Below are 26,041 nucleotides of genomic sequence, written 5' to 3'. Positions count from 1 at the left end.
CTTTCCGCAGTTTAGTATGTACGCCCGTGCATTTTTAACATACTTTAATGTTAGGGATCTTTTCGGTTAGCTCGGTCGGAGCTAAACCAAAGGCCTGTCTTAAAATAAATTTTCGCCCAGTAAGCGTTTCAGTTCCAGTTGGTTAAGCATGAGTTGATACTGGAAGTTTAGCCGGCCGAGCTCAGCCTCTTCTACACCCGTTTCAGCACTCTGTAATTCAACATTTGTGATAACGCCGTTTCGTAGACGGGCGTTGGCAATCTGGAGTGCCTTGCGGGCCTGCTCTACCTGGGTTTCCAGGTTAGCCAGCCGAGTCTGATTGCTTCTAATGTCGGCATTGACCTGGGCGATGCTCTGACGTAACTGAGCACTGGCATTCTCAACAGCGTAGCGGCTGGCATTTAACGTAAGTTGAGCGGCCTGATTTTGTAATTTGTAGCGCTTGCCAGCATAAAGCGGAGCAATAAAATTAATGCCAGCAGCCGTATTGGCCCGTAGTTTTTCAACCTGGAGCGGATACCCGTTTTTATAACCAGCCGTACCACTGAACGTAATACTCGGCTGACCAGCCCGATTTATAACCAATACGTCTGTTTCAGCCGCCCGAACCTGATCCTGTGCCAATAATACAGCTTTGTTGCCCGCAACGGCCGTTTGAAACTGACCATTGAGGTCAAACAGAGATACCGTTCCTGACTGAACGCCAAGCTGAAATTGCTCAATAGCGCGGCTCGTTTCCGGCTGTGGGTTCCCCGTCAGGTAAATCAGGACAGCCAATTGCCGCTCTAACTGATTCTGAATCTCAATTCTACGGTTCTGCGCTGCTTTTACCCGTACGGCTTCTGTCAGTACATCGTATTGAAGTGCATCACCATTCTGTAGTCGTGTCGATAAAAGCCTGACGTTGGCCGTTGCTGTTCTGATAACTGAGTCCTGAACAATCAGGCCACGTTGTAAAAAGCCAACGCCATAGTAAGCAGCCGCCACCTGATAAGCCAGTGATTGCTGGGTTAGTTCGAAATTTCGACGCAGGATCTGTACATTATCCGTGGCTTGCCGAATGGCCGCGTCTGTACGGCCGAAGTCATAAATCGTTTGCCCAACCGACACGTTTGCGTTCACGTTATTGTTAGGAGCCAGTTTGGCGACCACATCCTGCCCATTGATTGGAATGGCAAACTGGGGTACGGGCGTTACGTAGGTGTAATTGCCGTTCAGGTTCACATTAGGGCGCATTGCGGTTCGGGCAATGTCAACCCGCACTTCGCCCGCCTGAATCTGTTGTTGCTGCTGTTTCAGCGTGGGATAATTGGTATTAGCCTGCTGAACCAGCGCCCGCAAATCGTCGGGTACTTGTATTGGCTGGTTTTGTGCATGAACAGCCGCAAATGCTAACAGTAATGGTATAGTAAGAAGTCCTGGTTTCATAGTAAGTGAAGTTTAAGGTTTTCAGTGGGTGGTGCTTGGTTTACGGGAAGGCCAAATCACAAACTGGAAACCAAAATCAGTGGGCTGCATCGGCAACCGCTTTGGCGGTTGCGGCATCCATCTTTTTGTTTTTAAGTAAGAATAGGAGTGGGAACGTGACTACGAAAAACAGACCGGCCAACTTGAACGTATCCAGGTAGGAGATCATAAGCGCCTGCCGTGAAATAATCGAATCCATGTTTTTATAGGCTCCCGTTAAGGCATCGAACGCATTTACGCCTTTAGCTACCAGGTTCTGCGTCATGGCATTGAGCCGTTCCGTAGTGAGCATATCACCCGGTTGCAGGTTCGATACCAGATCGCCCCGGTGCACGGCTGTTCGCTGCGTAACGTAGGTATTCGTGATGGCTACGCCGAAAGCCCCGCCAACCTGCCGCATCATATTGACGATGGCAATACCGGTTGGTAATTGGCGCGGCTCCAGCGTGGAAACCGATTGGTTAATGAGCGGTACGTTGACGAAGGCAAGCCCAATTCCCCGAATGATCAGCGCCGTAATAAAGTCGCCGTTCGAGGCATCCATGTTGTAGGTGGACATGATGAAGCAGAAGCTTGCAAACGCAATGTAGCCACCAATCACGATGATCTTGGGCGAGACCCCTTTGGCCAGCAAGCGACCCGCCAGCGCGAACATAGGCAACGTGACTAGCCCCCCCGGAATCAGAAGTTTACCCGTTTGGGTAGCCGTGAGGCCAACAATGCGCTGGGCAAAAAGTGGATAGAGCAGGACCGACGTAAACAAGCCATACCCGATAACGACCATCAAAATAGAGCCGATGGCCAGGTTACGGTTTTTCATCGTTCGAAGGTCCACCACGGGGTCTTTGGTCCCTCTAAACTCCCACCAGATAAAGGCTGGAATCGCAATGGCAGCTGCAACCGCTAACCACATAATCGCTTTACTGTCGAACCAGTCGTCGGCTTCGCCCCGTTCCAGAACGTACTGCAAACTCCCGATACCAATGGCAAGCAGGAGAATTCCCATCTGATCAATGGGTATGTTTTTGCGGTCAATATTCAGTTCATCTTCTTTCTTGTCGATAAACGTAGAGCTCAATAAGACGGCAATAATACCAATCGGCACGTTGATGTAGAACATCCAGCTCCAGTGGTAATTGTCGATAATGTAACCACCGAGGGTAGGGCCAAGTGTTGGGCCGAGTACAATACCCATCCCGAACAAGGCCGAAGCAACAGGTCGTTGTGAAGGCGGAAAGGCATCGAACATCAAGCCCTGCGAGGTAGACAAGAGGGCTCCTCCACCAATTCCCTGTAAAAACCGAAAAGCAACCAGTGTCCACAGGCTATCGGCAAAACCGCACCCGTAGGATGCAAGTGTAAACAGAATGATGGACCCGATATAGTAGTTTTTACGCCCGAAATACCGTTGCAAAAAGCCCGTCATCGGAATAACGATCACGTTGGCAATGGCATAGGCCGTTACCACCCACGATACATCCTCAATCGTGACGCCGAGATTTCCGGCTATGTCGGTCAGGCCGACGTTCACGATGGATGTGTCGATCAATTCAATAATAGCCGCAGATATAGCCGTGATGACCACAATCCATCGGCGAAATCCTGTTGGTTGAGACATAATCGTGCTCGTTCCTGGTCTATTTCTTACTTGGCTACCCGCACTTCAGCGTCAACGCTCAAACCCGCCCGCAGTTGGTTCTTGTATTTTTCCGGATTCAGAATTTCAATTTTTACCGGTACGCGCTGGGTGATCTTAACAAAGTTGCCCGAAGCATTGTCGGCAGGTAAGAGCGCAAACCGAGCGCCTGTAGCATCAGAAAGGGAAGAAACACGGCCTTTAATGTCGAGATCAGGATAGGCGTCGAGTTTAATGTCAACTGGCTGGCCAAGCTGCATTTTCTCCAACTGAGTCTCTTTAAAGTTGGCCACAACCCAGAAGGTCGAATCGGCTACAATCGTGAACAGATTCTGGCCGGGTTGTACATATTGACCCACAACCACGTTTTTGCGGCCAATTTTACCAGCAATTGGCGCGGCAAGCCGGGCGTAACCAACGCGCAGTTTGGCATTATCGATTGCCGCCTGTTTCACTTTCAGGACCGCCTGAATTTTCTGGACGTTCGCCTGCGCTTTGGCAATGCCAGCCTGAGCTACGCCCTGCGCCGTTTTGGCGAGGTTAATCTGCTCGATATTGGCATCGTACTGGCGCGATTGAACCTCAACATTGTTCTGCGTATCTTCCAACTGTTTTTTCGTTAGAGACTGCTCTTTGTACAGGTTCTGGTCACGTTGCAGATCCTGCCGTGATTTGTCGCGCCGGGCCGCCTGCACCTGGGCGTTCGACTGCGCCACGCGAGCGTTTTGGGCGACATTGCGCGCGTTGGCCAGGGCGTTCTGCACATCGGCACGAGCATTCTCAAGATCGGCCAATGATTGTTGGTAATCGGCTTCGGCCTGCGCCAGTGCAACATCGTATTCCTGTGGATCGATGGTTACTAACGGCTGACCCTGTTTAACGTTTGCGTAATCGTCAACGTTGACGGCTGTTACATAACCAGCTACACGGGCCAGTACAGGAGCTGAATTGCCCTCAATTTGGGCATTGTCGGTTGTTTCGTATTGCTGGGCATGTACGAAGGCTTTATAGCCAAAATACCCGCCAACCAATACAACGAGGGCAATAATGATACGAGGTAAATACGTTTTTATACCACTTTTCTCTTCTGAGGTTTCCATTTCTGTTGTTAGAGTTGCCATAGAATCAGTAATAGTTTAGTCATAGCCTGCGTTGAGGTAAAGAACTAATTAGTAGTCAATCATTCGGGCGCCCCGGCTGTTTGACTAATGTTGCACAAAAGTAAACCAGGTTGACTACAAGGTCAAATAGGTTGACTATATTTGTACGATTTTTTGCCAGAAATCGTTTCAGTGTTTTTCAAATTGCCAATATGTTCGTGGAAACAGATAAAGATTCCTTTGATTTTAACCAGTATCGGACGTTCCGGGAACGCTCCATCGGGCGTATTTTATGGCGTCTTAAGCGATATACGAGTAACTTCATCGAGCCGCGCCTTCATGCGTTGGGGTACACTGATTTTAAAATGAGTTACCTGATGTTTCTTGCGAACATTGAAGAAAGTGGCATTACCAACAATGAACTCGCCAAACGGGCTTGTGTAACCAAGCAAATGATGAGTAAAATTGTTGGCTTGCTGGAAACGGCGGGCTATATATACACGGAGAAGAATCCGAACGACTCACGATCTAGTATAATTTTTCTCAACGAGCGGGGCAAAGAACTATTTGTAAGCCTCAAGGCATGCATGCAGGAAGCCCGCGAGAAGTTTGATCTCGTTGTGGGGCATGAGCGAATGGAACAAGTGATCGACACTATGGTTGAGTTGGTCAATAAATTAGAAAGTGAAGAACAATAGAGAGATGTAGGATGTATGATATAGGATGTATGGTGTATTATACATGATACACCATACATCCTATATCATACATCACACATTCCGCTCGCTATGTTTGCTTCCATCAATCCGTATACGCAAAAAACGATCAGGACTTATCGGGCCGATAACGCCAGCACAATTGAGCGAAAACTTAAACAAGCCGACCGGGCATTTGCCGACTGGTCGGCTTTGTCTATTCGCGGACGTGCCGATTATTTACGGAAAGTTGGTCAGTACTTAACCGATAATAACCAGCGTTACGGCGAACTGATAACCGCCGAAATGGGCAAGACACTCAAAGAAGCGATTGGCGAAGTAGATAAGTGTGCGACGACCTGCACTTTTTACGCCGATCAGGCTGAAACATTCCTGACTGACCAGCGAATTGATTCCGATGCCCAGACCAGTTTTATAACTTATCAGCCTCTGGGGCCGGTACTAGCCATCATGCCCTGGAATTTTCCCTTCTGGCAGGTCATGCGTTTCGCTATTCCAGGTCTTATTGCGGGAAATGTCGGCTTGCTGAAGCACGCCCCCAATGTGTTCGGCTGTTCACTTGCCATCGACGAAGCGTTTCGGGCATGTGGCTTACCCGCTGGCGTCTTTCAATCACTTTTAGTTGATGTGCCTGCTGTTGACGGTTTGTTGAGCGATAAACGGGTAAAGGCCGTGACGCTCACCGGTAGCGGACGGGCGGGCGCATCGGTAGCCAGCATTGCTGGTCGTGAAATCAAGAAATCCGTTTTGGAACTGGGCGGGTCTGATGCATTGATTGTGCTAGCCGATGCTGACCTGGATAAAGCGGCCGAAGTGGCCGTTAAGTCACGGATGCAGAACGCCGGCCAAAGCTGCATTGCTGCCAAACGATTTATCCTCGAAAGATCCATTAAGAAGCCATTTACGGAACGGCTCCTGCACCAGATTAGCCAAATCAAACAGGGTGACCCGTTGGATAACTCAACGACGATGGGCCCGATGGCCCGGCTGGATCTAGCCGATGCCATCGAACGACAATACAAGGCTACGCTGGCAAAAGGGGCCAAACGACTGGCGGGCGGTGAGCGGAATCAATGCAATGTGCAGCCCATGCTGCTCGATAAAGTGAAACCCGGTATGGCTGCGTTTGACGAAGAGACCTTCGGCCCGCTGGCGGTACTTGTTGAGGCTAAAGACGAAAAAGAGGCTATCCGGCTGGCAAATCAGTCAGACTTTGGGCTGGGCTCCGCCATCTGGACGCAGGACTTAGATCGGGCTGACCGACTAGCTCGCCAGATTCAGGCCGGCTCGGTCTTCGTGAATGGGCTGATGCGCTCCGATGCACGCGTGCCTTTTGGCGGTATTAAACAGTCGGGTTTCGGCCGCGAATTATCGGAAGCAGGCATTAAAGAGTTCGTGAATATAAAAACGATCTGGGTCGAGAAACCCTGATATTAGGCGTCGCCGGTTTTACGCTGATTCTCCTTGCGTGCATTCAGATAACCTCTGACAACGGTAAAGGTTGTGATGGCCAGGAAAAACAAAATGATGTATTGAACGTAATCGACGATCCAGGGAAACCGCTCACCAAAGAAAAATCCTCCGCCGACCAGCGTTAACACCCAAATGCCCCCGCCAATGATGTTGTAGAGCATAAAGAACCGAGCGGGCATGTGGATCAGGCCAGCCAGAAGTGGGGCGAAGGTTCTGACGATGGGCAGAAATCGGGAAATAATTAAGGCGCTATTCCCGTATTTGATAAAGGCTTCTCGTGTGTTTTCAATGTACTTCTGTTTGAAAAACAGGGAGTCCGGTCGATTCTTGATCTTCCCGCCAAAGTAATAGCCTGTCAGATAGCCAACCAGCGATCCGATTATAGCCGCCCCAAAAATGCAGCTCAGCAGCAGCCAAAGGGGTACGTTCAGCAGTTTGATACCCGCAAACACGCCCGATAGAAACAGGAGGTAATCGCCTGGTAGAAAGAAGCCGAAGAAAAAGCCATTTTCGACGAAGACAATGGCTGTAATCAGTACTAACCCACCCGTCCGGATAATTTCTTCGGAGTTGAGTAACGTCTGAAAGAAAGTAATAAACTGATCCATAGTCAAAGAGTGAAAGAGCGCATGAGCGAAAGAGCGCATGCGCTCTTTCGCTCTTCAAATATATTCTGCCAACTCCAGCCAGCGGTCTGATTTTTGAGCAATGGTTTGATCTATCAGCTCAATTTCACGTGCCCAGGCCGTTAGTTGTTCATGTGGGCCTCCCGAATTCAGTAGGTTCACCAGGTTGTTTTTATGTTCTTCCAGCGATTCAAGTTCTTTCTCGATGCTTTCATACTCCTTTAGCTCCTTAAACGACAGTTTCCGCTTGGCACTATTTGCGCTGGACGTCACGGGAGCGGCCGCCGGGGCTGAAACCTTGGTCTCCGCTGGAGCTGCTTTGCCGGAGCGTATAGCCTTGGGTTGTGCATCCCGCCAATCGCGATAATCAGTATAGTTACCGGGATAATCGCGGACTTTCCCCTCGCCTTCCAATACGAAAACGTGCTCGACCAGCCGGTCCATGAAATAGCGATCGTGGGTTACAATGAGTACACAACCTGGGAAATTAAGTAAAAAGTCTTCCAGCACGTTCAACGTCATAATATCCAGATCGTTGGTTGGCTCATCCAAAATCAGGAAGTTTGGGTTTTGCACCAACACGAGCAGTAGTTGCAGGCGTCTTTTTTCGCCCCCGCTCAGCTTGGCTACAAAATCATACTGCTTGGAACGATCGAACAAAAACCGGCTAAGAAGTTGTGTCGCCGTGATGGTATCGCCATTGGCTAGTTTCATTACTTCGGCCACATCCTGCACCACATCGATTACCCGCTGATTTTCGGGTAGATCCAGTTCTGTTTGTGTATAATAGCCAAATTTAACGGTGCCGCCTGTCGTAATTTTCCCTGAATCGGGGCGCAACTGGCCGGTCAGCATATTCATCAGCGTGGTTTTGCCCATGCCATTTTTACCAATCAACCCCACGCGGTCGGGCCGTTTGAAGGTGTAATTAAAATGGTCGAGCAAGACTTTATCGCCAAAGCGCTTGCTCAGGTTTTCGACTTCCAGGATTTTACTGCCCAGCCGCGCCATGCGCAGGTTCAGATCCAGTTCGCCGTCATTCCGTTTGCCGCTGGTTTTTTCTTTCAATTCCTCGAAGGCATCGATGCGGTATTGCGCTTTTGTGCCCCGGGCTTTGGGTTGCCGACGCATCCATTCCAGTTCCCGCCGGAAAGTGTTACGGTCTTTGGTCAGCTCCGAAGCCGCTGCCGTTTCGCGTTCCTCTTTTTTCTCCAGAAAGTACGCGTAGTTGCCTTTGTAGGTATAAAGCTGCCCACTGTCCAGCTCGGCGATTTGGTTGCACACCCGATCCAGAAAATACCGGTCGTGGGAGACCATCAGCAAGGTGCCGTTGTTAGTATTCAGGTAGTTTTCGAGGTATTCGATTGCTTCCAGATCGAGGTGGTTGGTTGGCTCATCCAGAATCAGCAAGTCAGGATTTTGGATGAGTACCCGTGCTAACGCAACGCGTTTACGTTGCCCCCCCGATAAGGAACCGGCAATCTGATTGACATCCTGAATACCCAGTTCACCCAGAATCTGCCGAATCTGCGCTTCATAATCCCAGGCTTCGAGCTTTTCCATGTTCGACATGGCTTCTTCGAGGGCGTCATGGTCTTCGTTGGCGAGGGCCTGTTCGTAAGCGCGTACGGCATCGAGCTGAGCGCTTTCGCCCGCCAGCACCACTTCCATGATCGTCAGGCTATCATTCAGGTCTGGCTGCTGATCGAGGTAGCCAATGCTGATGTCTTTGCGGTGGCTAACGATACCCGCATCGGGCGGCATTGACCCGGCCAGAATGGACAGCAACGTTGTTTTACCCGAACCGTTGGCACCAACGATGGCTACTTTATCGCCCCGGTTTATACCGAACGTAAGGTTTTTAAAAAGAGTACGGTCGCCGTAGGACTTCGCTAAATTTTCGGCTGATAGATAATTCATTCGTTGATCTTGTCGTGGACGGACTAGAAAAGGCTGCCACAGGCAGTCAGTCTAGTCGGCTTAACGGATGTGTTAGCCCAGCCACCTTTTGATTTATTTCTACAAAGGTACAACAAAGGAAATCGTTCGTACTTTTACCTATTAATCAATACAACGTCCTTTTCCTGAATAACCAATAATGCGTCTGAAATATCTCTTTTTAACCATCGCTTTTCTGAGTGGCGTAGTGGTTAGTACAAGTGCTCAAACCACAAGTTCAATTAAATCATACACCCAGGCGGTGCCCGGCAGCAACCAGACCTACGCGATGGTCGCTATTCCCGGCGGAACGTATCTGATGGGTAGTCCCGCCACCGAGAAAGGACGTAATGCCGATGAAGGCCCCCAGCACAAAGTACAGATCGAACCCTTTTACATGGGCAAATATGAGGTGACCTGGGATCTGTACGACCTGTTTGCTTTTACCAACATGGAAAAGGAAATGGCAGCTAAATATACCGAGTCCGACGCTAACCTGGCGAAAACAGATGCCACGACACGGCCAAGCCCACCTTATGTAGACATGTCTTTTGGGATGGGCCGGGCGGGCTATCCGGCTATTAACATGACCCAATATGCGGCTATTAAATTCTGCGCCTGGCTCTATGCCAAAACGGGTGTCTTCTACCGATTGCCGACGGAAGCCGAGTGGGAGTATGCCTGCCGCGCAAATACCACAACGCCATATTCATTCGGTGCCGACGTCAAGCAACTGGGCGAATATGCCGTTTTTACGGGTAACAGCGACGGTGGCTACAAGAAGGTGGGGACAAAAAAGCCCAATCCATTTGGCCTGTACGATATGCATGGCAACGTGATGGAGTGGACGAAAGATCAGTACGTAGAGGATTATTACCAGCAGGTGGCCAGCGGAAAAGTGAAGGAAGCCTATGCGCCCACCACCACACTCTATCCCAACTCGGTACGCGGTGGCTCCTGGGACGATGAGGCCATTGTACTACGGTCGGCTGCCCGGACACCTTCGGCCCCAGCCTGGAAAGTACTTGACCCCCAAAGCCCTAAGTCAGACTGGTGGTTAACATCCGCTTCGTTTGTCGGATTTCGGCTGGTCCGGCCCGCTAAAGCGCCCAGCGAAGAAGAAATCAAGGCGTATTACGGAATCAAGCCCATCAAGGACTATTGATTGGAGTAGGATATATGATATAGGCTGTATATATATTGAGTGATTAGAGGGCTATTTCAAGTGTTGTGGCCTCGCTGCCCTCATAAGCGCTAGCAACAGCCGCGCCATCCGGAAAAATGGGCCGTGAGAACACGGCCCACGGAAAAGAGACACCTTACTATTATTCTATAAATTCTACAGCCTGCATCATGATCTATCTTCTTCTGGGCGCTAACCTCGGTGACCGTGTGCAAACTCTTCATCGGGCAGTTGACCTGATTGCGGAACGCCTTGGGACAGTGATGCAACAATCAGCTTTGTACGAAACAGCGCCCTGGGGTGTCGTGGATCAACCGGCGTATCTGAATCAGGTGTTGGCCGTTGAAACTATGCTGCGGCCGGAAGACGTACTTGTGCAGACACAGATCATTGAACAGGAATTGGGGCGTGTCCGCTTCGAAAAATGGGGGGCACGCGTCATCGATATCGACATGCTGTATTACGACCACCTCATTCAGCAAAGTGATACGCTGACGATTCCACATCCGTACCTGCATCAGCGACGCTTTACACTGGTTCCGCTGGCAGAAATCGCGCCCAACCTTGTGCATCCTGTTTTTAAAAAAACGACAAGTGAATTGCTGGCAGAATGCGCTGATAACGGTGAAGTCATACCGTATCTTTAAGTCATTCAGCCGGAGACGGAAATTGCTGGAAAATAGCTAAACCTGACTGATGCAGGTTATATCTCCGCGAACCAGCTTTTTTAATTTTCCAAAAACATCTGCCCTCCGCTGAAAACCGACTACCTTTGCAGTCAGTTTGTTATCATTTTCTTAAAACATCACCGATTATGTCTGCCACGCTTGACACCGTGAGTTTGTTAGCCGACCGCATCAATGCGCTGGAGGAATCGTCCACGCTGGCGATGACCAAGAAAGCTCGTGAATTGGCCGCTCTGGGCCATAAAGTAATCAGCCTGAGCGTTGGGGAGCCGGATTTTAAAACACCCGCCCACATTTGTGAAGCGGCCAAAAAAGCCATTGATGATGGCTTTCATGGCTATTCACCCGTTGCTGGCTACCCTGATCTTCGCAAAGCCATTGCCGATAAGTTCAAGCGCGACAACAACATCGACTGGAAGCCCGAAAATATTGTCGTGTCAACGGGGGCTAAACACTCGCTGGCCAATGTCATTCAAGTATTGGTAAATCCAGGCGATGAGGTGATCATTTTCTCTCCTTATTGGGTTAGCTACTCCGAAATGGTGAAGCTGGCTGAAGGAAAAGCCGTCGTTATTGACGGTAGCTTTGACAATAACTTTAAGGTAACGCCCGAACAATTTGAAGCCGCTATTACGGACCGGACCAAAATTGTCATGTATGCGTCGCCTAATAACCCGACAGGGTCGATCTATTCCGAAGCTGAGCTTCGTGCCATTGCTGACGTTGTGGCGCGGCATGAGAATGTTCATGTGCTGGCTGATGAAATCTACGAATACATCAATTTCACACCAGAAGGCCACTTCAGCATGGGGTCAATTCCTGAAATTGCAGAGCGAGTCATTACGGTGAATGGTGTGGCAAAAGGATATGCCATGACTGGCTGGCGTATTGGTTATATCGGTGCGGCAAAATGGATTGCTGATGGGGTCGAAAAGCTACAGGGCCAGGTTACGTCGGGTACGAACTCCATTGCTCAGAAAGCAACCGTTGCTGCCTTAAATGGCCCGATGGAACCCTCCCAGGAAATGGCTAAAGCCTATCACCGTCGGCGCGATCTGGTTGTGAAATTGCTCAAAGAGGTCCCTCACTTCCGGACCAACGTACCTGAAGGAGCTTTCTACGCTTTTCCTGATATCAGCTATTACTATGGCAAATCGGATGGGGCAACAACCATCAACAACTCGGATGACTTTGCCGCCTGGTTGTTAAACACAGCTTACGTAGCGACTGTAGCCGGTTCTGGTTTTGGCGCTCCCAATTGCTTGCGCATTTCAACGGCAGCATCCGACGAATCGCTTGTTGAAGCCGTACAGCGGATTAAAGACGCTGTAGCAACACTGAAATAGAGTTTGAATAAAGGTATAGATAGGGGTTCGGTTTATACGTTAATCATGACGTGTAAGCCGAACCCTTTATTTTTACGCGTTACTGATTCCTAATGGCACCTACCACTACCTGACTTCTTTGAAAGAAAATTATTCTTCTCATTAACGGAAATAGACAGAAGAATGTAGTAGCTATATCCAACTATCTATTGCCTTTCATGTAGGTATGTTACCTGAAAAGCAATGTGTAGAAACAAATAAGGTCTACTTTACTATTCTATGCGATTGTCTGTAATCTTGAAACAATCCTATAGTAGCTAAATTGAAGGAGATGTATTGTACTAGAGAATATTATTTGGTTTTTATGTAAAATGGGAGTTATTTATTAGCTTTATGACGTGGTTGTCTAAATTTATTTAGAAACTTATGTAATTGTAAATTTTTGGCATAGTAGTTGATGCCCATTATCTTGATCAAGAGTGACAACAACTTTACCGAGTTTAATAGAAAAGTTGTATATTCACTGATGAACTTTTTCAAACTGCCCTTGTTTTTGTACTAAGTCAAGGTTAATTTTGAATATGAATAGAATAAAGTTTTAAAATTGATTGATAGAAGTGCTCTTTTTGATTTTGCCGTAAACTTAATCTTTAATTATCCCCTAAGCTGATGAGAAATTTTAAAGTGTATATGATTTTTCAGTGGGTTTTTTTCCTGCCTATCATACTTCCGTTGTGCATTGTATTCGGCGCTTTAAGGGGGATTGTTCAAATGATTGAGCGCGTTATGGACCAGATTATTCTTGACATAGCTCCTTCTGAACAAAGTACAACACATACTGTAACCGAACACTGAACTCCATTTAGTGCATATATAAAGGGGCGCATTTCCTGATTAGGAGGAATGCGCCCCTTACTATTTCAGACAACATTGGGTTTTGGCTTACTCAAACGTAAAATCCAGATTCTTGTCATTATATATTTCGTCATCCAGGATCAAAAATTCTTCCCAGAATGGATCATTTGGTAAACCCGCCTTGCATATCAATGGCCGATCTGGGGCGCCTGGTTGTTTAATTGGGTGAATAAAATATAGCCGACGGGCATGGAGGTAGATTTTCTTATCGGCAACGGCACGGTCGTAGCCATATTTTATGTCGCCCCGAATCGGGCAGCCCATATGCGCTAGCTGTGACCTGATCTGATGTGGTCGCCCCGTGATCGGGTTCACTTCCAGTAAATAGTGTTCGTTGATCTTGCCAAGTACCCGATAGGAGAGTTCGGCCTTCTGCGACTTGGGAACTTCAAAATCGTGGACCGTTACCTGGTTCTTTTGCTCATCTTTCGTAATCCAGCCAACCAACTTGTCGGAATCTTTGGGTGGCTTGCGCCGAACCACTGCCCAATACGTTTTCTGCACCTGCCGCTTTCGAAAAATTTCGTTCATGCGTTCCAATGCCTTTGACGTACGGGCAAAGACAACCAGGCCGCTTACCGGACGGTCGAGCCGGTGAACCAACCCCAGAAATACATCGCCCGGTTTATTATACTTTTCCTTAATGTAATCTTTCAGTAAATCCAGCAACGTAACATCGCCGGTGCGGTCACCCTGTACCAAAACGCCCGGCTCTTTGTTAACAATGAGCAGGTGATTGTCTTCGTAAATGACCTGAAATGGTTTATGCTTCATAAGTTGCGCAGGTGAGAACCCACATTTTTTGAGGTTTCTAAAAACCTCTTGTCTGCCATGAATGAGGTTATTCAGACCTTCAATCACCAGCGTTGAAAATCCGACGTCATTGTATTCGTATCTCTCTTAACTCAATACGCTTCTTTCTCGTTCGGGAAGTCGTTGGTTTTCACATCGTCTACGTAGTGGGCAATAGCCTCTGTCATAACCTTATGCAAGTCAGCGTACCGGCGCAGGAAGCGAGGCTTAAACTCGTTTGTAATGCCCAGTAGATCGTGTATAACCAGGATCTGCCCATCGGCATCAGGCCCGGCGCCAATACCTATTGTTGGAATGCTCAGGCTGCTGGACACCTGCTTTGTCAGGGCAGCGGGAATCTTTTCGAGTACGACACCAAAACAGCCAATTTCCTGAAGCATGTGCGCATCGTCGATCAGCTTCTGGGCTTCGGCCTCTTCTTTAGCCCGCACGGCATATGTTCCGAATTTATATATGGACTGTGGTGTCAGACCAAGGTGACCCATTACGGGTACGCCAGCGCTTAAAATACGCACAATAGACTCTTTAATTTCGAGGCCACCTTCCATCTTAACGGCGTGGGCACCGGATTCCTTCATAATCCGAATGGCCGACCGTAGCGCTTCGGTAGAGTTGCCCTGATACGAGCCAAAGGGTAGATCGACCACAACCAGTGCCCGCTTAACACCCCGCACAACTGAGCTGGCGTGGTAAATCATCTGGTCGAGCGTGATGGGCAGGGTTGTCTCGTGCCCGGCCATGACATTGGAGGCTGAGTCACCAACTAAAATCAGTTCGACACCAGCCGCATCAACGACCTGTGCCATCGCATGGTCGTAGGCGGTTAAGGCCGAAATTTTCTCGCCCTTATTTTTTAATTCCTGGATAGTATGCGTTGTAACTCGCTTGATATCGGGATTATGTACGGACATAAGTCAAGTTTGTAGTTTACAGTTTGTGGTCATACCTAGTCAACCAACAATCAAAACTACAAACTCTGCACTACAAACGATGAATTACCTTGGGGTCAGCCACGATTCGGGGTTAAGTTTGGTGAACTCCTTCCAGATCTGGAACTGAATTTCGGAGACGCCATTCTTATCGGTGGCCACCGTCCCGATCGACTCGCGGGCTTTAACCCGTTGCCCAATTCGGACGGATACGCTACGGAGTTTGGCATAAACTGTGAAGTAATCGCCGTGTTGAATCGCGACGACGTTGTTCATGCCGGGCATACTGGTCACATCCTGAACAATGCCATCGTATACCGACCGGACGCCCTCGCCCGCGTTTGTCTGAATATCGACGCCCTGGTTTTCGACATAGATGCCCTTGAGCACGGGGTGGGGTTTACGGCCAAAGTGATCCGAAATAAAGCCTTTTGTGACGGGCCACGGCAAACGCGCGCGAGCCCCCGTAAAGGACGAGGCCAGGGCTGTTTCTTCATCATTGAGGTTATTGTTCCGTCGTTCGTCGGGTTTTCGGGCGGCTGCTTCCGGCTCCGCTGGGCGTTCTACTTTAGCTACATCGGCGGGCGCTGGCTTTTCGCCCGCTTTCTCGGCTGCGGCAATGGCGGCTTCGGCGCGTCGTCGTTCGGCGGCTTTACGCTCAGCTTCAAGTCGGGCAATTCGTTCACGGTCGGCGCGTTCGCGGGCTTCACGTTCCGCCCGCTCTCTTGCTTCGCGCAGAATCAGTCGCTTGATCAACGACTCAAGCTGGGCAACGGCCCGGCGACTTTCGTCCAGCTCTGTCTTCAGCTCGGACTCTTTCTGACTTAATTCTTTAACAACCTGATTTTTGACCACCTTCAGGGTTTCGAGACTTTTTGTCTCGTTCACTTTGGCCCCAATGGTATTTTTCTGCTCCTGTCGTTTGCGAAGGGTAGCCTGCTGTTTCCCTTGCAGCATGGTTTTGACGTTGTTCATTTGCCGAACCTGGCTTAAGCGGGCGTCGGAGTACTGGCGCAGGTACCGGTAGCGGGCAACGAGCTGATTAAAGTTATCGGCAGCAAACAAAAAGCCCAATGGATTTACTTGCTGACGCCGTTTGTCGGCGGCATAAATCATGGACCCATATTCAGCCCGTAGTTTGTTCAGGTCTTTGGTGAGGGTGGCGCTTGCCTGGCGAAGTTCAGTAATTTCGGACTCGGTGAGTTGGAGGTCTTTATTCAGCAGGCCAATCTGCTTCGACTGGGTTTGAATCTGTTGATCCAGGGCTTTGAGTTGCCCCAGACCCGCCTGTTTCTCCGATGCTGTTTGTTTCAGAATAGTCCGGATCTGGTTCATTTTCTCCAGATTCTGCTTTTTTTCTTTCTCCAATACTTGCCGATTGTGCACTGTTTGCTGCGCTTGTAGCGGATTTATCAGGCATAAACAACCGACGACAAGCAGGCTGATGACCGACCAGTGCACAACGTTGGAAAAAGGGCGAAACGAGACGTACATAAAAATAAAACCAGCGACTATTCTTATGGTCGACGAGTGTAAGAAGCGGGTATTGAAAACGGGAAGCCCGGATTTTTATCGACCAGTTCGACTTTATTATGCTTGATACGCAGCAGGGTCTGATAAAATTGCCCGTCGGCTTTCGACTTATAATCGACCGTTACTAAGCTGGTGTAAGGAAATAGAAAGTTGTTCAGCGAGGTAAAGTCATCATAATCAAGACGCAGCGTATTTTTTGTTGGCTGCTCGGTAACCATCAACTTTTTCAGTTTTCTATCCTGCTCCCCGATATAATTTTCAACCAACACTTTTCCTTCACTTTGCCGAAGGAGCAGATAATCCCGCTCGTTTTTAATTTTTTGGGCCGGGCGTTTGGGTAAAGGTAGGTTCCCGACAATCAGGGCTTGCAGTAGTTCGAAATTCATGTCGAAATTGAACTGTTTGCTCAGCGTCGGAAAGTCATAAACAGAGTATTCCCGGTGAATCTTATCAATAATCGTAATTGAATCGTGGGTAATGAGCCCCCGAACGGCTTCAATGCCCAACTTGGAAACGGATAACCAGATAAGGCTGTCTTTCCGAACCCGAATGTTTACATTGGCATTGTCGATATCCTGTTGCTGACCTTTAAAGGAAATTTTCGATTTGGCCGTCAAATAGCGAAAGTCAATTTCGGCCACATTGGAACGGGCTTCTTCGATGCCCGGCCTCGTGGCGGCTGGGCGTGTGGTCGCGGCTGAATCAGCGGGTAATTTTTGGGGCGGGTTGCTGGCAACGGTTGAGTCGATAGGGGCAGGCGCTGACGAAACCGGCGTTGACCGGGTGCTGTGCGACATGTGATGTCGTCGGCAACCTTCCGACTGTAGTAGAATGCCTAACAGAAACGCAATGAAGAAGTATTTATTCATTTAGGTGATTTCGGTCTACGGTTTTTGGTTTACGGATTCAGTCTGTCAAAAGACATGGTTATAATGAATCCGTAAACTAAAAACCGTAAATCGGTTTACATTTTGCCAGAGGCTATTTTCTTCTCTAAATCGGTACTGGCACCGCCTTTACTTTTTGCCTGCTTCCACTGTTCAAGCGCTTTGTCGCGCTCACCCAGTTGATAGAGCACATCGCCGTAATGTTCAATGACTGTTCCGCTCACATTGGCCGGATCGGCCAGTGCTTTTTCCAGATACTGTTTTGCCTTGGCGTAGTCTTTCGATACATAAAGTACCCAGGCGTAGGTATCCAGATACGTGGCATTCGTTGGGTTCCGCTCAACGAGTTTTTGAGCCAACTGAACCGCTCGGGGTAAATTCTCTTTTCGCAGGGACAGAAAATAGCTGTAGTTGTTCAGAACGTGATCGTTCAGCGGGTCTACTTTCAGAACGGCTTCATAGGCTTCATCGGACTTCGTATGGTCGCCTACTCCGTTGTATGCGTCGCCTAGCTGGGCGTAAATGCCTTTTCTTAGTTCATTGTTTGAGCTGGCCGCCAGTAGCTTCTGGCTTTCTTCGAGCGCATCGACCGCCTGTTGGTACTTGCGCTTGTATAAATTAGCTGATCCGTTTGAGTACCAGAAATAGCCCTGTGTTGGAAATACTTCCAGGGCTTTCTCGGAGTGAACCAGCAGACTATCCACCTGATTCAACTCACCGTCCAATTGCAGCAAAGCCTCCCAAACCTCGTAAATAGACCCGTCCAGCCGAGCCGCTTTGGCGTATGCATCGCGTGCTTCGGCCTTTTTACCCTGCTGGTGCAGCAAATTAGCCAGCATCACCTGTGTTTTAGGATCATTGGGGGAGGTTTTGGCCAGGTTCTGTGCCATCCCGAGCGCATCCTGCTGCGCTGCTGGATTGGACCCCGTCATGCCCATATAGCTCGACAAAATACGGGCTTTCAGGCCTGCTTCCAGGTTTGGGTTGGCCAGTACCTGATTCAACTCTTTCGTGACGCGGTCCATATCGCCTTTCTTGCGATAAATATCTGCCAGCAACACATGAGCCTGGGGTAAGTCGGTGCTTAGTTTGAGCGCCCGGTCGATCCAGCTAATCGCCTGATCGGCCCGGTCATTAGCAATCAATAACTCCGCCCCTTCGAGCAGGTAGTCCGGATCCGATGGCTCTGACGCTACTAATTTTTCGGCTTCTTCAACGGCTTTATCTATCTTGTTCTGTTTGAGATAAATACGTTGTTTTTGCCGGGTAATTTCCTCGTTCAGTCCTAATTCGCGCTCTACTTTATTGTACGTTTCAAGCGCTTTGTCGGGCTTATCGTTAAAGAGGTAAATAGCAGCCAGTTCCACACCATATTCAGCGTTTTCCGGGCCCTTTTTCAGAAGTGCTTCATAGAGTTCTTCGGCCTCGCCATAGCGTTTCTGTTTAACGTATAGCTCCGCCAGAAGCAGTGAGTAAAACTTGTTCTCTACATCCAGTGAGTGGGCTTTTGTGGCGAAGGGAATGGCCTCCACCGTTTTACCGCTCTTCAAATAAGCGCTGGCTGTTGAGTACTGAGCAGCAGCGTTGTTGGGATCCTTTTGCAGTACTTTGGCGAACTGTGCGATGGCCTTGGTTGGCTCGTCGGTCATTAAATACCGAATGCCTTCCGTAAACTGCGTTTCTTCTTCCATCCGCACGGTAGTTGTCGAGCCAGAGCCTGGTTTTGCCAGGGCTGTATCGTCTTTTTCGCGCTTGCGCTGGGCAAAAACTGGCTCGGCCGACAGCCCAAGCAGTAGCGCCAAACTACCCGCTACGCCTAGAAACAGATGACGGGTTCGGTATGGTATAGATAATGGAGTCATGTTGGTCTGCGTGTCGTGATGCATACGTACGAAAAACGCGGCTCAACCCGGTCTATTGCGGTTCTGATTTAAATAAACCGCTAAGACAAAGGTAGTTTAAAATGATGGAATGTCAGTAAACGACTAAACCAGCCTGAACAACTAACCTTTTTATCGGGAAACCGTCTGGTAAATGAACGCAAAAAGTTTGCCTTAATCGTAACCGTGAACGACGGATTCGTCAATAAAACGGTTTAAGGCCTGCCATCGCTTCTTTCTTTATCGCTGGTTTGTGAACAAGTAGCGTTTCTTGAGTGTATACTACACCAATTGGCCACGTCAGTGCCGGTTGATACTTATCAAAACTCAATAGAATGGAAACCTTGTATACGGCCACCGTCAGTAATGTTGGCGGGCGCGAAGGTGACGTTAAGTCGCTCGATGGTATTTTAGAATTAGACGTTAAACGTCCGGTAGAAATGCATGGCCAGGGTGGGGCTCCTAATCCCGAGATGTTATTTGCGGCTGCTTACAGCGCCTGCTACAACGGAGCGCTCATGGCAGTTGCCGAACGGCGGAAGGTTATTCTGCCCGAACATTCCGTAGAGGTCGGTATTTCCCTCAACAAAGACGGAAACAACATGTTTCTGTCGGGAAAAATTACGGTCAAAGCGCCCCACATGGATCATGACCAACTTCAGCAGTTAGCGGAATCTGCCCATGCCGTGTGTCCGTATTCCAAAGCTGTGAAAGGGAATATGGATATGAAGATCGAGGTACTGGTATAAGAGTTAAGTAATAGGAGCGAGGAGTCAGATGTGAGGAGTTGCTGACGCCTACTGTGCCGTCGAATATCTTCTCACGTCTAACTCCTCGCTCCTATGATTTAACTTACTGCATCATAAATCTGAACCCGCTCCCAGAGGTGCGAACATTTGTCGACAAAAGCCAAATGGCCCGGATGCACCTGATAGGCATCGTGAGCCGCTTTGTCGGCAAAGACAAGCGTTAGGGCGAAATCATAGCTGTGGTCGATGACAGGCCGACGCGTTTCGGCGGGGGTACCAACGTAAGCAGTCGTAATGTCGGTGATCGACTTGAGACCTTCCAGGCCAGCGCGGAGGGCCTGGTGATCGTCCTGGCTTTCGGGATGACGTAGCCAGAAAAAAACGGTATGTACAAACATAAGAGTAGAAGGCAGGCTAAGGTATTGGCTGCCCGTAAAAATAAGCATAGTTTTTGGGACACGTGACCGAAAAAGTAAATGAAAAGCTGCCTAAAAACGGCAATTACTACCGTCTTAAATTATCGGTAGGAACGGTTTCTATTTTTTTAACGCCATATCATCTTTCTAGCAAACATTTCGCTACCTTCAAAACGTTATGGGAGAACAAGAGACACCACTTACGAGACGAACGAATGGAGGGAGATAGCAACGCTACGAATAAACCTGGCGGTCATGAAGTTGATGGGCGCGGAAACCGAATTCAGAACGATAAAACGACGGTTCGGATCCCCATGTTATTAGGCATCACCCTGGCTGGTGGTATGCTTATTGGCGCAACATTTTTTGGTGGGACAAAAAGCATGAATAACATCGGGAAAGGCTACGCCAAATACCGGGAAATTTTGCAACTGATCGAAAATAACTACGTTGACTCAGTTAATACCGACGAGCTGGTTGACTACTCGATCACAAAGATGCTCGAAAAGCTTGATCCGCACACAGCCTACATGAATCCGCAGGATGCGGTTGCGGCCCGCTCGCAACTCGAAGGCGGCTTTGATGGTATTGGCGTTGAGTTCAATATTTACAAAGACACAGTTTATGTGGTCACGCCCCTGGCTGGTGGCCCGTCGGAGTCGGCCGGTATCCAGAGTGGTGATAAAATCATCAAAGTGGATGATAAAGCGTTGGCGACGGGTGGTAAAATTGAAAACAGCGCTGTTTTTAAGGCGCTTCGGGGCAAACGGGGTACCAACGTTAAATTGACCATTCTTCGGAAAGGTGACAAGCAGGCTAAAGAATTTACGGTGACCCGTGACCGGATTCCTACCTATTCTGTCGATGCAGCTTACATGATCGACGCGAAGACCGGTTACATTAAAATCAACCGTTTTTCCGAAACGACGTACGATGAGTTTAAAACCGCGTTGGCGTCTCTCAAAGCAAAAGGGATGACGCAACTGATGATGGACTTGCGCAACAACCCTGGTGGTTATATGGATCGGGCCACCAATATTGCCGATGAGTTCATTTCGGGTAATAAACTGCTGGTCTATACCGATGGAAAAGACAATCGGTACGACCGTAAAACCATGGCCCACATTGCGGGTCAGTTTGAGGAAGGACCATTGGTAGTGCTGATCGACGAAGGGAGTGCCTCGGCATCGGAGATTGTGTCGGGCGCGTTACAGGACCACGACCGGGCGCTGATTGCAGGTCGTCGGTCATTCGGAAAGGGGCTGGTACAGATGCCGGTGCAACTGTCTGACGGCTCAGAACTACGGCTAACGATCTCTCGCTACTATACACCCAGCGGCCGCAGTATTCAAAAACCTTATGTGCCCGGCCACGAAGGCGACTACGAGAAAGACCTTGAGCTGCGTTCAAAACGCGGGGAATATTACGTCGCTGACTCCATTAAGAATGACCCCAAACTCAAATTCAAAACCGACGGTGGACGCATTGTGTATGGCGGGGGCGGCATCACGCCCGATTATTTTATTCCAAGGGATTCGACTTGGCAGACAGCTTATCTAGTTCAGCTTTATGGCAAAAACATCATTCGTGAGTTTGCTATGGAATACGCCAACGACAACCGGAAAAAACTGGAGAAAATACCGTTCGAAGAATTTGACCGCACCGTTACGATCAACGATGAGCAGATGAACCGTTTGGTAAAAGATGCAACCGCCGAGGGAATTAAGTTCAACGAGAAAGAATACAACCGCTCGAAAAATTACCTGCGGAATCAGATCAAGGCGCTGGTAGCGCGGTCGATTTACCAGAAAAACAACAAAGGCGGTCAAAACAACGAGTTCTTCCGGGTTATCAGCCAAACGGATGATACCTACCAGAAAGCACTCAAGCTTTTCGACAGGGCCAACAAACTGGAACACGGCGCGATGTCGTATAACCAGAAGTGAGGGTGGGATTCGGTTTGTGGTTTACGATTTGTAGTTTGTGAATGGCACTAAGCACGCGCCAGCCAGCCACAAACCGTAAACCATAAACCGAATCACTTTTTGCTAAACTGATAAACGAGCCCCAGAAATGACTGGAGGTTTCCTGTCTTGAAATCCTTCCGGGAGTAGGGAGCCAGCTCGAAAGCAACACGCAAATTGGGGACCATAAGAAGCGGTTTGATGCGTACGCCGACATGAAGCGAGTAGCCTTCCAGCACATCACGATCATCAATTCCGTTCAGTGCGTTAAAGCGCACCCCTAATCCTGTGTAATAATTAACCTGAGCCTTGCGGGCTACATTAACCATTGGGCAGATGGTGGTGCTCAATGAGCCAAATACCGTGTTGGTTTGTACCCGGGCATCCACCCAAAACGCACGATCGGCGTTAGTGCTAACCGTAATCAGGTTGTTGAACGGGTAATAAGCTACCGATGCCTGACCAAAGGCCGATAGGGTGATTGCGAAAAGTAAAGCAGTTAATGCATGTTTCATGGCCGCAAAACAACAACTTTATCGTAATAAAAAAACGGTATACGGGGTAAAACGACTGTCTGGTTAGCTCGTACACATGCCAGGTGGTTAGCGGAAGCTTCTCTTTGAATCGATAAAGGCTAGCGTTCATCGTGCTTTTGTTTGTACCTTTGTCGTTCCTTTCCTGATAATTACTTACTGAAAATGTCTTGGTTCGTCCGAAAAGATAAGGGTATTCAGACCCCAACCGAAATGAAACGGGAAGCTCCCGATGGGTTGTGGTATCTATGTCCGAACTGCAAAAAAGTAATGAATACGCGGGAACACAAACTCAACGCGTACACCTGTGTTCATTGCAATTACCACGAAAAAATAGGGTCGGATGCGTATTTCTCGATCCTGTTCGATGAGAACGAGTTCACCGAACTCGATGCCAATATGCAGTCAGCCGACCCGCTGAAATTTGTCGATACCAAAGCTTACCCAGACCGTTTAAAAGCGACTATGGCCAAAACGGGATTGAAAGATGCCGTCCGGACAGCCTATGGCCCCATGAATGGCCTGACGGTGACGATGGCCGTCATGGATTTTAATTTCATTGGAGGCTCCATGGGGTCTGTTGTAGGCGAGAAAATTGCCCGCGCTATTGATCACGCTATTGAACACAAAACGCCGTTTCTGATGGTATCAAAATCGGGTGGTGCGCGCATGATGGAAGCCGGTTTCTCACTGATGCAAATGGCGAAAACATCGGCCAAGCTGGCCTTGCTGGAAAAAGCTAAACTGCCGTATGTGTCACTATTAACAGACCCAACAACAGGTGGTGTTACGGCCTCGTATGCCATGCTGGGTGATTTTAACATCGCTGAACCCGAAGCGTTGATCGGTTTTGCCGGTCCGCGTGTCATTCGCGAAACCATTGGCAAAGATCTGCCCAAAGGTTTCCAGAGTGCAGAATTTGTTCTCGATCACGGTTTTCTCGACTTTATCGTTGATCGGAAAGACCTGAAAGATAAACTGGTGAGCCTGTTTAAGATGTTGCTGTAGAAACCGGTCCGCCGGTTTCTACAACGTTGCCTATGCGCCTTGTCTCCCATCCTGTTCTGTGCAATTACTACCTTACATATCGTTGCAATGCGACCTGTAGTTTTTGCGATATATGGGAGCGCCCCTCGCCGTATGTAACGCTCGATAATGCTCGGCAAAACCTACGGGATCTTAAAAAGCTGGGTGTCCGAGTGGTCGATTTTACGGGGGGCGAACCGTTGCTCCACCGCCAATTGCCCGAATTGCTTCAGGAAGCCAAGCGGCTTGGTCTGATTACGACTGTTACCACCAACGGCCTTCTCTACCCAAAACAGGCTGAACGGCTGCGCGGCCTGGTCGACATGCTCCACTTTTCGCTCGATTCGCCCATTGCCGAAGAGCACGATGCTTCACGGGGGGTAAAATGCTTCGATAAGGTAATGGAATCCATCGCCATTGCTCGTAGCCTTGGCGAACGACCGGATATTCTGTTCACGGTTTTCGAACACAATGTGGACAAAATCAAACGGATGCACGAGACCATTTGCCTTCCCAACGACCTCGTACTGATTCTTAATCCGGTATTCGAGTATAATGCTGTTGAAACGGGCGACCGCTTTTCGGAGGACGCTCTGGCGAAGATGTCGTGGTGGGGCAAGCAAAAAAAAGTGTACCTGAACGATGCCTTCATTCAGCTACGGCGCGATGGGGGTAATCACATTGAAGACCCCATTTGTCGCGCGGCCAGTACAACCATTGTTCTTTCTCCTGAAAACAAGCTCATTTTGCCCTGCTATCATTTAGGGATAAAAGACTTCGCTGTTGAGGACAACCTGTATGCGCTTTATCGCTCCGCAGAAGTACAGAAACTGGTAGCCTTGGAGGGACGTTTGCCCGCTTGTGAGGGCTGTGCCATCAACTGCTACATGCAGCCTTCCTTTGCCGTCGAGGTGAACAAATACTTCTGGAGTGCCCTCCCCAGTACGCTCAAATATAACTGGGTCAAAGGCACTTGGAAGCAGTTGTTTTAGTATTTGTCAGGTTAGCGTACGATCAAAAAATCATCTTTTTACCACCTTTCGCACCAGGGTTCGTTCGCCAACCATCGCCTGAATTAAGTAGACACCCGGTGCCAGGCTACTCAGGCTGATGACTTGTTCGTGCTGGCGAGCCAGCCGATTAAACGTTAATTCGTGAAGTTTGCGGCCGTTGGCATCGCTTAATTGCACCGTAGCTAGTGTCGGATTGCTTGTCTGGATAACCACCTGCAACCGGTCATCTACCGGGTTTGGAAAGGTAATGAGTTGGAAATTAGCGTCTACAGGCTCTCCAATGGCCGTTACCAGGCCCGTGAACGCTCCTTCAATAGCAGCCTCATAAGGTGGAATGGTGTCGGGTGTACCGGGCTTGTCCTCTACGAGCAAGGTGATTTCCTGAATTGTCTGGCTAAGCAAAAGGCCCGTCCGATATTCACTGATGGTGATGGCTACGCTATAATACCCTAGTTCAATGGGGATGTCCCAAACTAGTTCTCCCGTGCGGTTATTGATTTTGAAAGTGCCTTTTTGGGTTAAATCATTCGGGAATTGATACGGTATAAGTGGCCGATAACCACAATCGTCCTGCCTTGTATTGGTAAGTGGTTTGGCTAAGCCATATACCAGACTATCGCCATCGGTATCAGTTGCGGTCAGTAAAATCGCTGTCCGTTTTCCTGAGCTGATGTGGAAACCGCTCGAAGGAAAGCCAGGAACTGGCGTTTGATTGACTGTTGGCGAAGTGGTAGAAATGGTGGTTTCGAGGCTAAATAACTGTTGGTCTGCATTGCTACTATTTTTAACGATGGTTCTGTTTGCCAATGAAACGGCCAGCGTAAAAATGCCTGCTCCCGCATAAGTGTGAACGATGGTGTAGCTGCTAATACTCGCACTTTTGTCCGCTATGTATAACCGGTTTTGGCGATAAGCTATCCCCGTAGTTCCATCGCCAAAACAAATCTGGATCGACTCGGCCTGGTCGGCAGCTGGCTTTCCCCGAATCTCGTCTAAGTAAAGCACCGTCGTAATGGTCTGACTGAGTGCTGAACCGGCCGCAGGCTTTGCCTGGATGTAACCGCCAAGCAAATGCGAAGCCCGCGAAAGCTGTATACTCAGTAAGATTAGGTAGAAGGTTAGCGTAGTTTTCATATCAATTGGAAAGGCCGGGATAATAGACTTATCCGGATAACTTTAAATGCATATGCAACCATATAATTGAGACTGGACATTTCGTAAGCGGTATTTTTG

The 26,041-nt window shown here is 48.9% G+C and carries 22 protein-coding genes; 9 read left to right on the top strand and 13 right to left on the bottom strand.

Annotation, left to right across the window (positions count from 1 at the left end):
* Positions 1 to 99: 99 nt before the first annotated feature.
* From SD10_RS23890 to SD10_RS23880, 3 genes are all read right to left on the bottom strand, one after another.
* Positions 100 to 1,428, bottom strand: a complete 1,329-nt coding sequence (locus tag SD10_RS23890; protein ID WP_046577356.1) for a TolC family protein — start codon at positions 1,426 to 1,428, stop codon at positions 100 to 102.
* A 76-nt stretch (positions 1,429 to 1,504) separates the two neighbouring features.
* Entirely contained in the window at positions 1,505 to 3,085 is a 1,581-nt protein-coding gene (locus tag SD10_RS23885; protein ID WP_046577354.1) for a DHA2 family efflux MFS transporter permease subunit, read from the bottom strand.
* Positions 3,086 to 3,111: 26 nt separating this feature from the next.
* The gene (locus tag SD10_RS23880) at positions 3,112 to 4,224 is read right to left on the bottom strand and encodes an HlyD family secretion protein (RefSeq protein ID WP_046577351.1); all 1,113 of its coding nucleotides are present in this window, start codon (positions 4,222 to 4,224) and stop codon (positions 3,112 to 3,114) included.
* Between the two features lie 191 nt (positions 4,225 to 4,415).
* Between SD10_RS23880 and SD10_RS23875 the strand changes: the two genes are divergently transcribed.
* Entirely contained in the window at positions 4,416 to 4,901 is a 486-nt protein-coding gene (locus SD10_RS23875; RefSeq protein ID WP_046580051.1) for a MarR family winged helix-turn-helix transcriptional regulator, read from the top strand.
* A gap of 90 nt (positions 4,902 to 4,991) precedes the next feature.
* A complete protein-coding gene (locus SD10_RS23870; RefSeq protein WP_046577349.1) occupies positions 4,992 to 6,350 on the top strand; it encodes an NAD-dependent succinate-semialdehyde dehydrogenase in 1,359 nt (452 codons plus the stop codon).
* Positions 6,351 to 6,352: 2 nt separating this feature from the next.
* Here SD10_RS23870 and SD10_RS23865 read toward each other — a convergent pair whose 3' ends face one another.
* Together SD10_RS23865 and SD10_RS23860 are read right to left on the bottom strand one after the other, a co-directional pair.
* Positions 6,353 to 7,000: a DedA family protein gene (locus tag SD10_RS23865; protein ID WP_046577347.1), complete on the bottom strand. Its 648-nt coding sequence runs from the start codon at positions 6,998 to 7,000 to the stop codon at positions 6,353 to 6,355.
* Between the two features lie 54 nt (positions 7,001 to 7,054).
* A complete protein-coding gene (locus tag SD10_RS23860; RefSeq protein ID WP_046577345.1) occupies positions 7,055 to 8,938 on the bottom strand; it encodes an ABC-F family ATP-binding cassette domain-containing protein in 1,884 nt (627 codons plus the stop codon).
* A gap of 178 nt (positions 8,939 to 9,116) precedes the next feature.
* Here SD10_RS23860 and SD10_RS23855 point away from each other — a divergent pair, with 178 nt between their 5' ends.
* The 3 genes from SD10_RS23855 to SD10_RS23845 all read left to right on the top strand — a co-directional run bounded on the left by SD10_RS23855 (position 9,117) and on the right by SD10_RS23845 (position 12,171).
* The gene (locus tag SD10_RS23855; RefSeq protein ID WP_046577344.1) at positions 9,117 to 10,121 is read left to right on the top strand and encodes a formylglycine-generating enzyme family protein; all 1,005 of its coding nucleotides are present in this window, start codon (positions 9,117 to 9,119) and stop codon (positions 10,119 to 10,121) included.
* A 188-nt stretch (positions 10,122 to 10,309) separates the two neighbouring features.
* Positions 10,310 to 10,786 (top strand): 2-amino-4-hydroxy-6-hydroxymethyldihydropteridine diphosphokinase, encoded by a 477-nt coding sequence (gene folK / locus SD10_RS23850; protein ID WP_046580049.1) that lies wholly within the window; start codon positions 10,310 to 10,312, stop codon positions 10,784 to 10,786.
* A gap of 167 nt (positions 10,787 to 10,953) precedes the next feature.
* The gene (locus SD10_RS23845) at positions 10,954 to 12,171 is read left to right on the top strand and encodes a pyridoxal phosphate-dependent aminotransferase (protein ID WP_046577339.1); all 1,218 of its coding nucleotides are present in this window, start codon (positions 10,954 to 10,956) and stop codon (positions 12,169 to 12,171) included.
* A 921-nt stretch (positions 12,172 to 13,092) separates the two neighbouring features.
* Here SD10_RS23845 and SD10_RS23835 read toward each other — a convergent pair.
* The 5 genes from SD10_RS23835 to SD10_RS23815 all read right to left on the bottom strand — a co-directional run bounded on the left by SD10_RS23835 (position 13,093) and on the right by SD10_RS23815 (position 19,089).
* Positions 13,093 to 13,839, bottom strand: a complete 747-nt coding sequence (locus SD10_RS23835; RefSeq protein WP_046577336.1) for an RluA family pseudouridine synthase — start codon at positions 13,837 to 13,839, stop codon at positions 13,093 to 13,095.
* Positions 13,840 to 13,970: 131 nt separating this feature from the next.
* The gene (panB, locus tag SD10_RS23830; RefSeq protein ID WP_046577335.1) at positions 13,971 to 14,789 is read right to left on the bottom strand and encodes a 3-methyl-2-oxobutanoate hydroxymethyltransferase; all 819 of its coding nucleotides are present in this window, start codon (positions 14,787 to 14,789) and stop codon (positions 13,971 to 13,973) included.
* Between the two features lie 84 nt (positions 14,790 to 14,873).
* On the bottom strand, positions 14,874 to 16,301 hold the full coding sequence (locus SD10_RS23825; RefSeq protein ID WP_046577333.1) for a murein hydrolase activator EnvC family protein: 1,428 nt from the start codon (positions 16,299 to 16,301) through the stop codon (positions 14,874 to 14,876).
* Positions 16,302 to 16,324: 23 nt separating this feature from the next.
* Positions 16,325 to 17,209: a DUF4292 domain-containing protein gene (locus SD10_RS23820; RefSeq protein ID WP_046577332.1), complete on the bottom strand. Its 885-nt coding sequence runs from the start codon at positions 17,207 to 17,209 to the stop codon at positions 16,325 to 16,327.
* 95 nt (positions 17,210 to 17,304) lie between these two features.
* The gene (locus tag SD10_RS23815; protein WP_227699056.1) at positions 17,305 to 19,089 is read right to left on the bottom strand and encodes a tetratricopeptide repeat protein; all 1,785 of its coding nucleotides are present in this window, start codon (positions 19,087 to 19,089) and stop codon (positions 17,305 to 17,307) included.
* 353 nt (positions 19,090 to 19,442) lie between these two features.
* Between SD10_RS23815 and SD10_RS23810 the strand changes: the two genes are divergently transcribed.
* On the top strand, positions 19,443 to 19,856 hold the full coding sequence (locus SD10_RS23810) for an Ohr family peroxiredoxin (protein ID WP_046577329.1): 414 nt from the start codon (positions 19,443 to 19,445) through the stop codon (positions 19,854 to 19,856).
* Positions 19,857 to 19,954: 98 nt separating this feature from the next.
* Here SD10_RS23810 and SD10_RS23805 read toward each other — a convergent pair whose 3' ends face one another.
* Positions 19,955 to 20,254, bottom strand: a complete 300-nt coding sequence (locus SD10_RS23805) for a Dabb family protein (RefSeq protein ID WP_046577328.1) — start codon at positions 20,252 to 20,254, stop codon at positions 19,955 to 19,957.
* A 233-nt stretch (positions 20,255 to 20,487) separates the two neighbouring features.
* Here SD10_RS23805 and SD10_RS23800 point away from each other — a divergent pair, with 233 nt between their 5' ends.
* The gene (locus SD10_RS23800; RefSeq protein WP_046580047.1) at positions 20,488 to 22,218 is read left to right on the top strand and encodes a S41 family peptidase; all 1,731 of its coding nucleotides are present in this window, start codon (positions 20,488 to 20,490) and stop codon (positions 22,216 to 22,218) included.
* 92 nt (positions 22,219 to 22,310) lie between these two features.
* Here the strand turns inward: SD10_RS23800 and SD10_RS23795 are convergent, their stop codons facing one another.
* Positions 22,311 to 22,751 (bottom strand): hypothetical protein, encoded by a 441-nt coding sequence (locus SD10_RS23795; RefSeq protein WP_046577326.1) that lies wholly within the window; start codon positions 22,749 to 22,751, stop codon positions 22,311 to 22,313.
* Positions 22,752 to 22,934: 183 nt separating this feature from the next.
* On the opposite strand from SD10_RS23795, the gene accD reads away from it, so the two are divergent.
* Both accD and SD10_RS23785 read left to right on the top strand, forming a co-directional pair.
* Positions 22,935 to 23,777 (top strand): acetyl-CoA carboxylase, carboxyltransferase subunit beta, encoded by an 843-nt coding sequence (accD, locus tag SD10_RS23790; RefSeq protein WP_046577324.1) that lies wholly within the window; start codon positions 22,935 to 22,937, stop codon positions 23,775 to 23,777.
* 32 nt (positions 23,778 to 23,809) lie between these two features.
* Positions 23,810 to 24,787 carry a radical SAM protein gene (locus SD10_RS23785; protein WP_046577323.1) on the top strand — a complete coding sequence of 326 codons (978 nt, stop codon included), beginning with the start codon at positions 23,810 to 23,812 and terminating at the stop codon, positions 24,785 to 24,787.
* A 30-nt stretch (positions 24,788 to 24,817) separates the two neighbouring features.
* Here the strand turns inward: SD10_RS23785 and SD10_RS23780 are convergent, their stop codons facing one another.
* Complete coding sequence (locus SD10_RS23780) at positions 24,818 to 25,942, bottom strand: T9SS type A sorting domain-containing protein (RefSeq protein WP_046577321.1); 1,125 nt, start codon at positions 25,940 to 25,942, stop codon at positions 24,818 to 24,820.
* Between the last annotated feature and the right edge of the window lie 99 nt (positions 25,943 to 26,041).

This window comes from Spirosoma radiotolerans, from assembly GCF_000974425.1.
In the GTDB taxonomy this organism is placed as follows: domain Bacteria; phylum Bacteroidota; class Bacteroidia; order Cytophagales; family Spirosomataceae; genus Spirosoma; species Spirosoma radiotolerans.
Note: the sequence above shows the minus strand (reverse complement) of the source record. Positions and strands in the feature narration are given on the sequence as shown.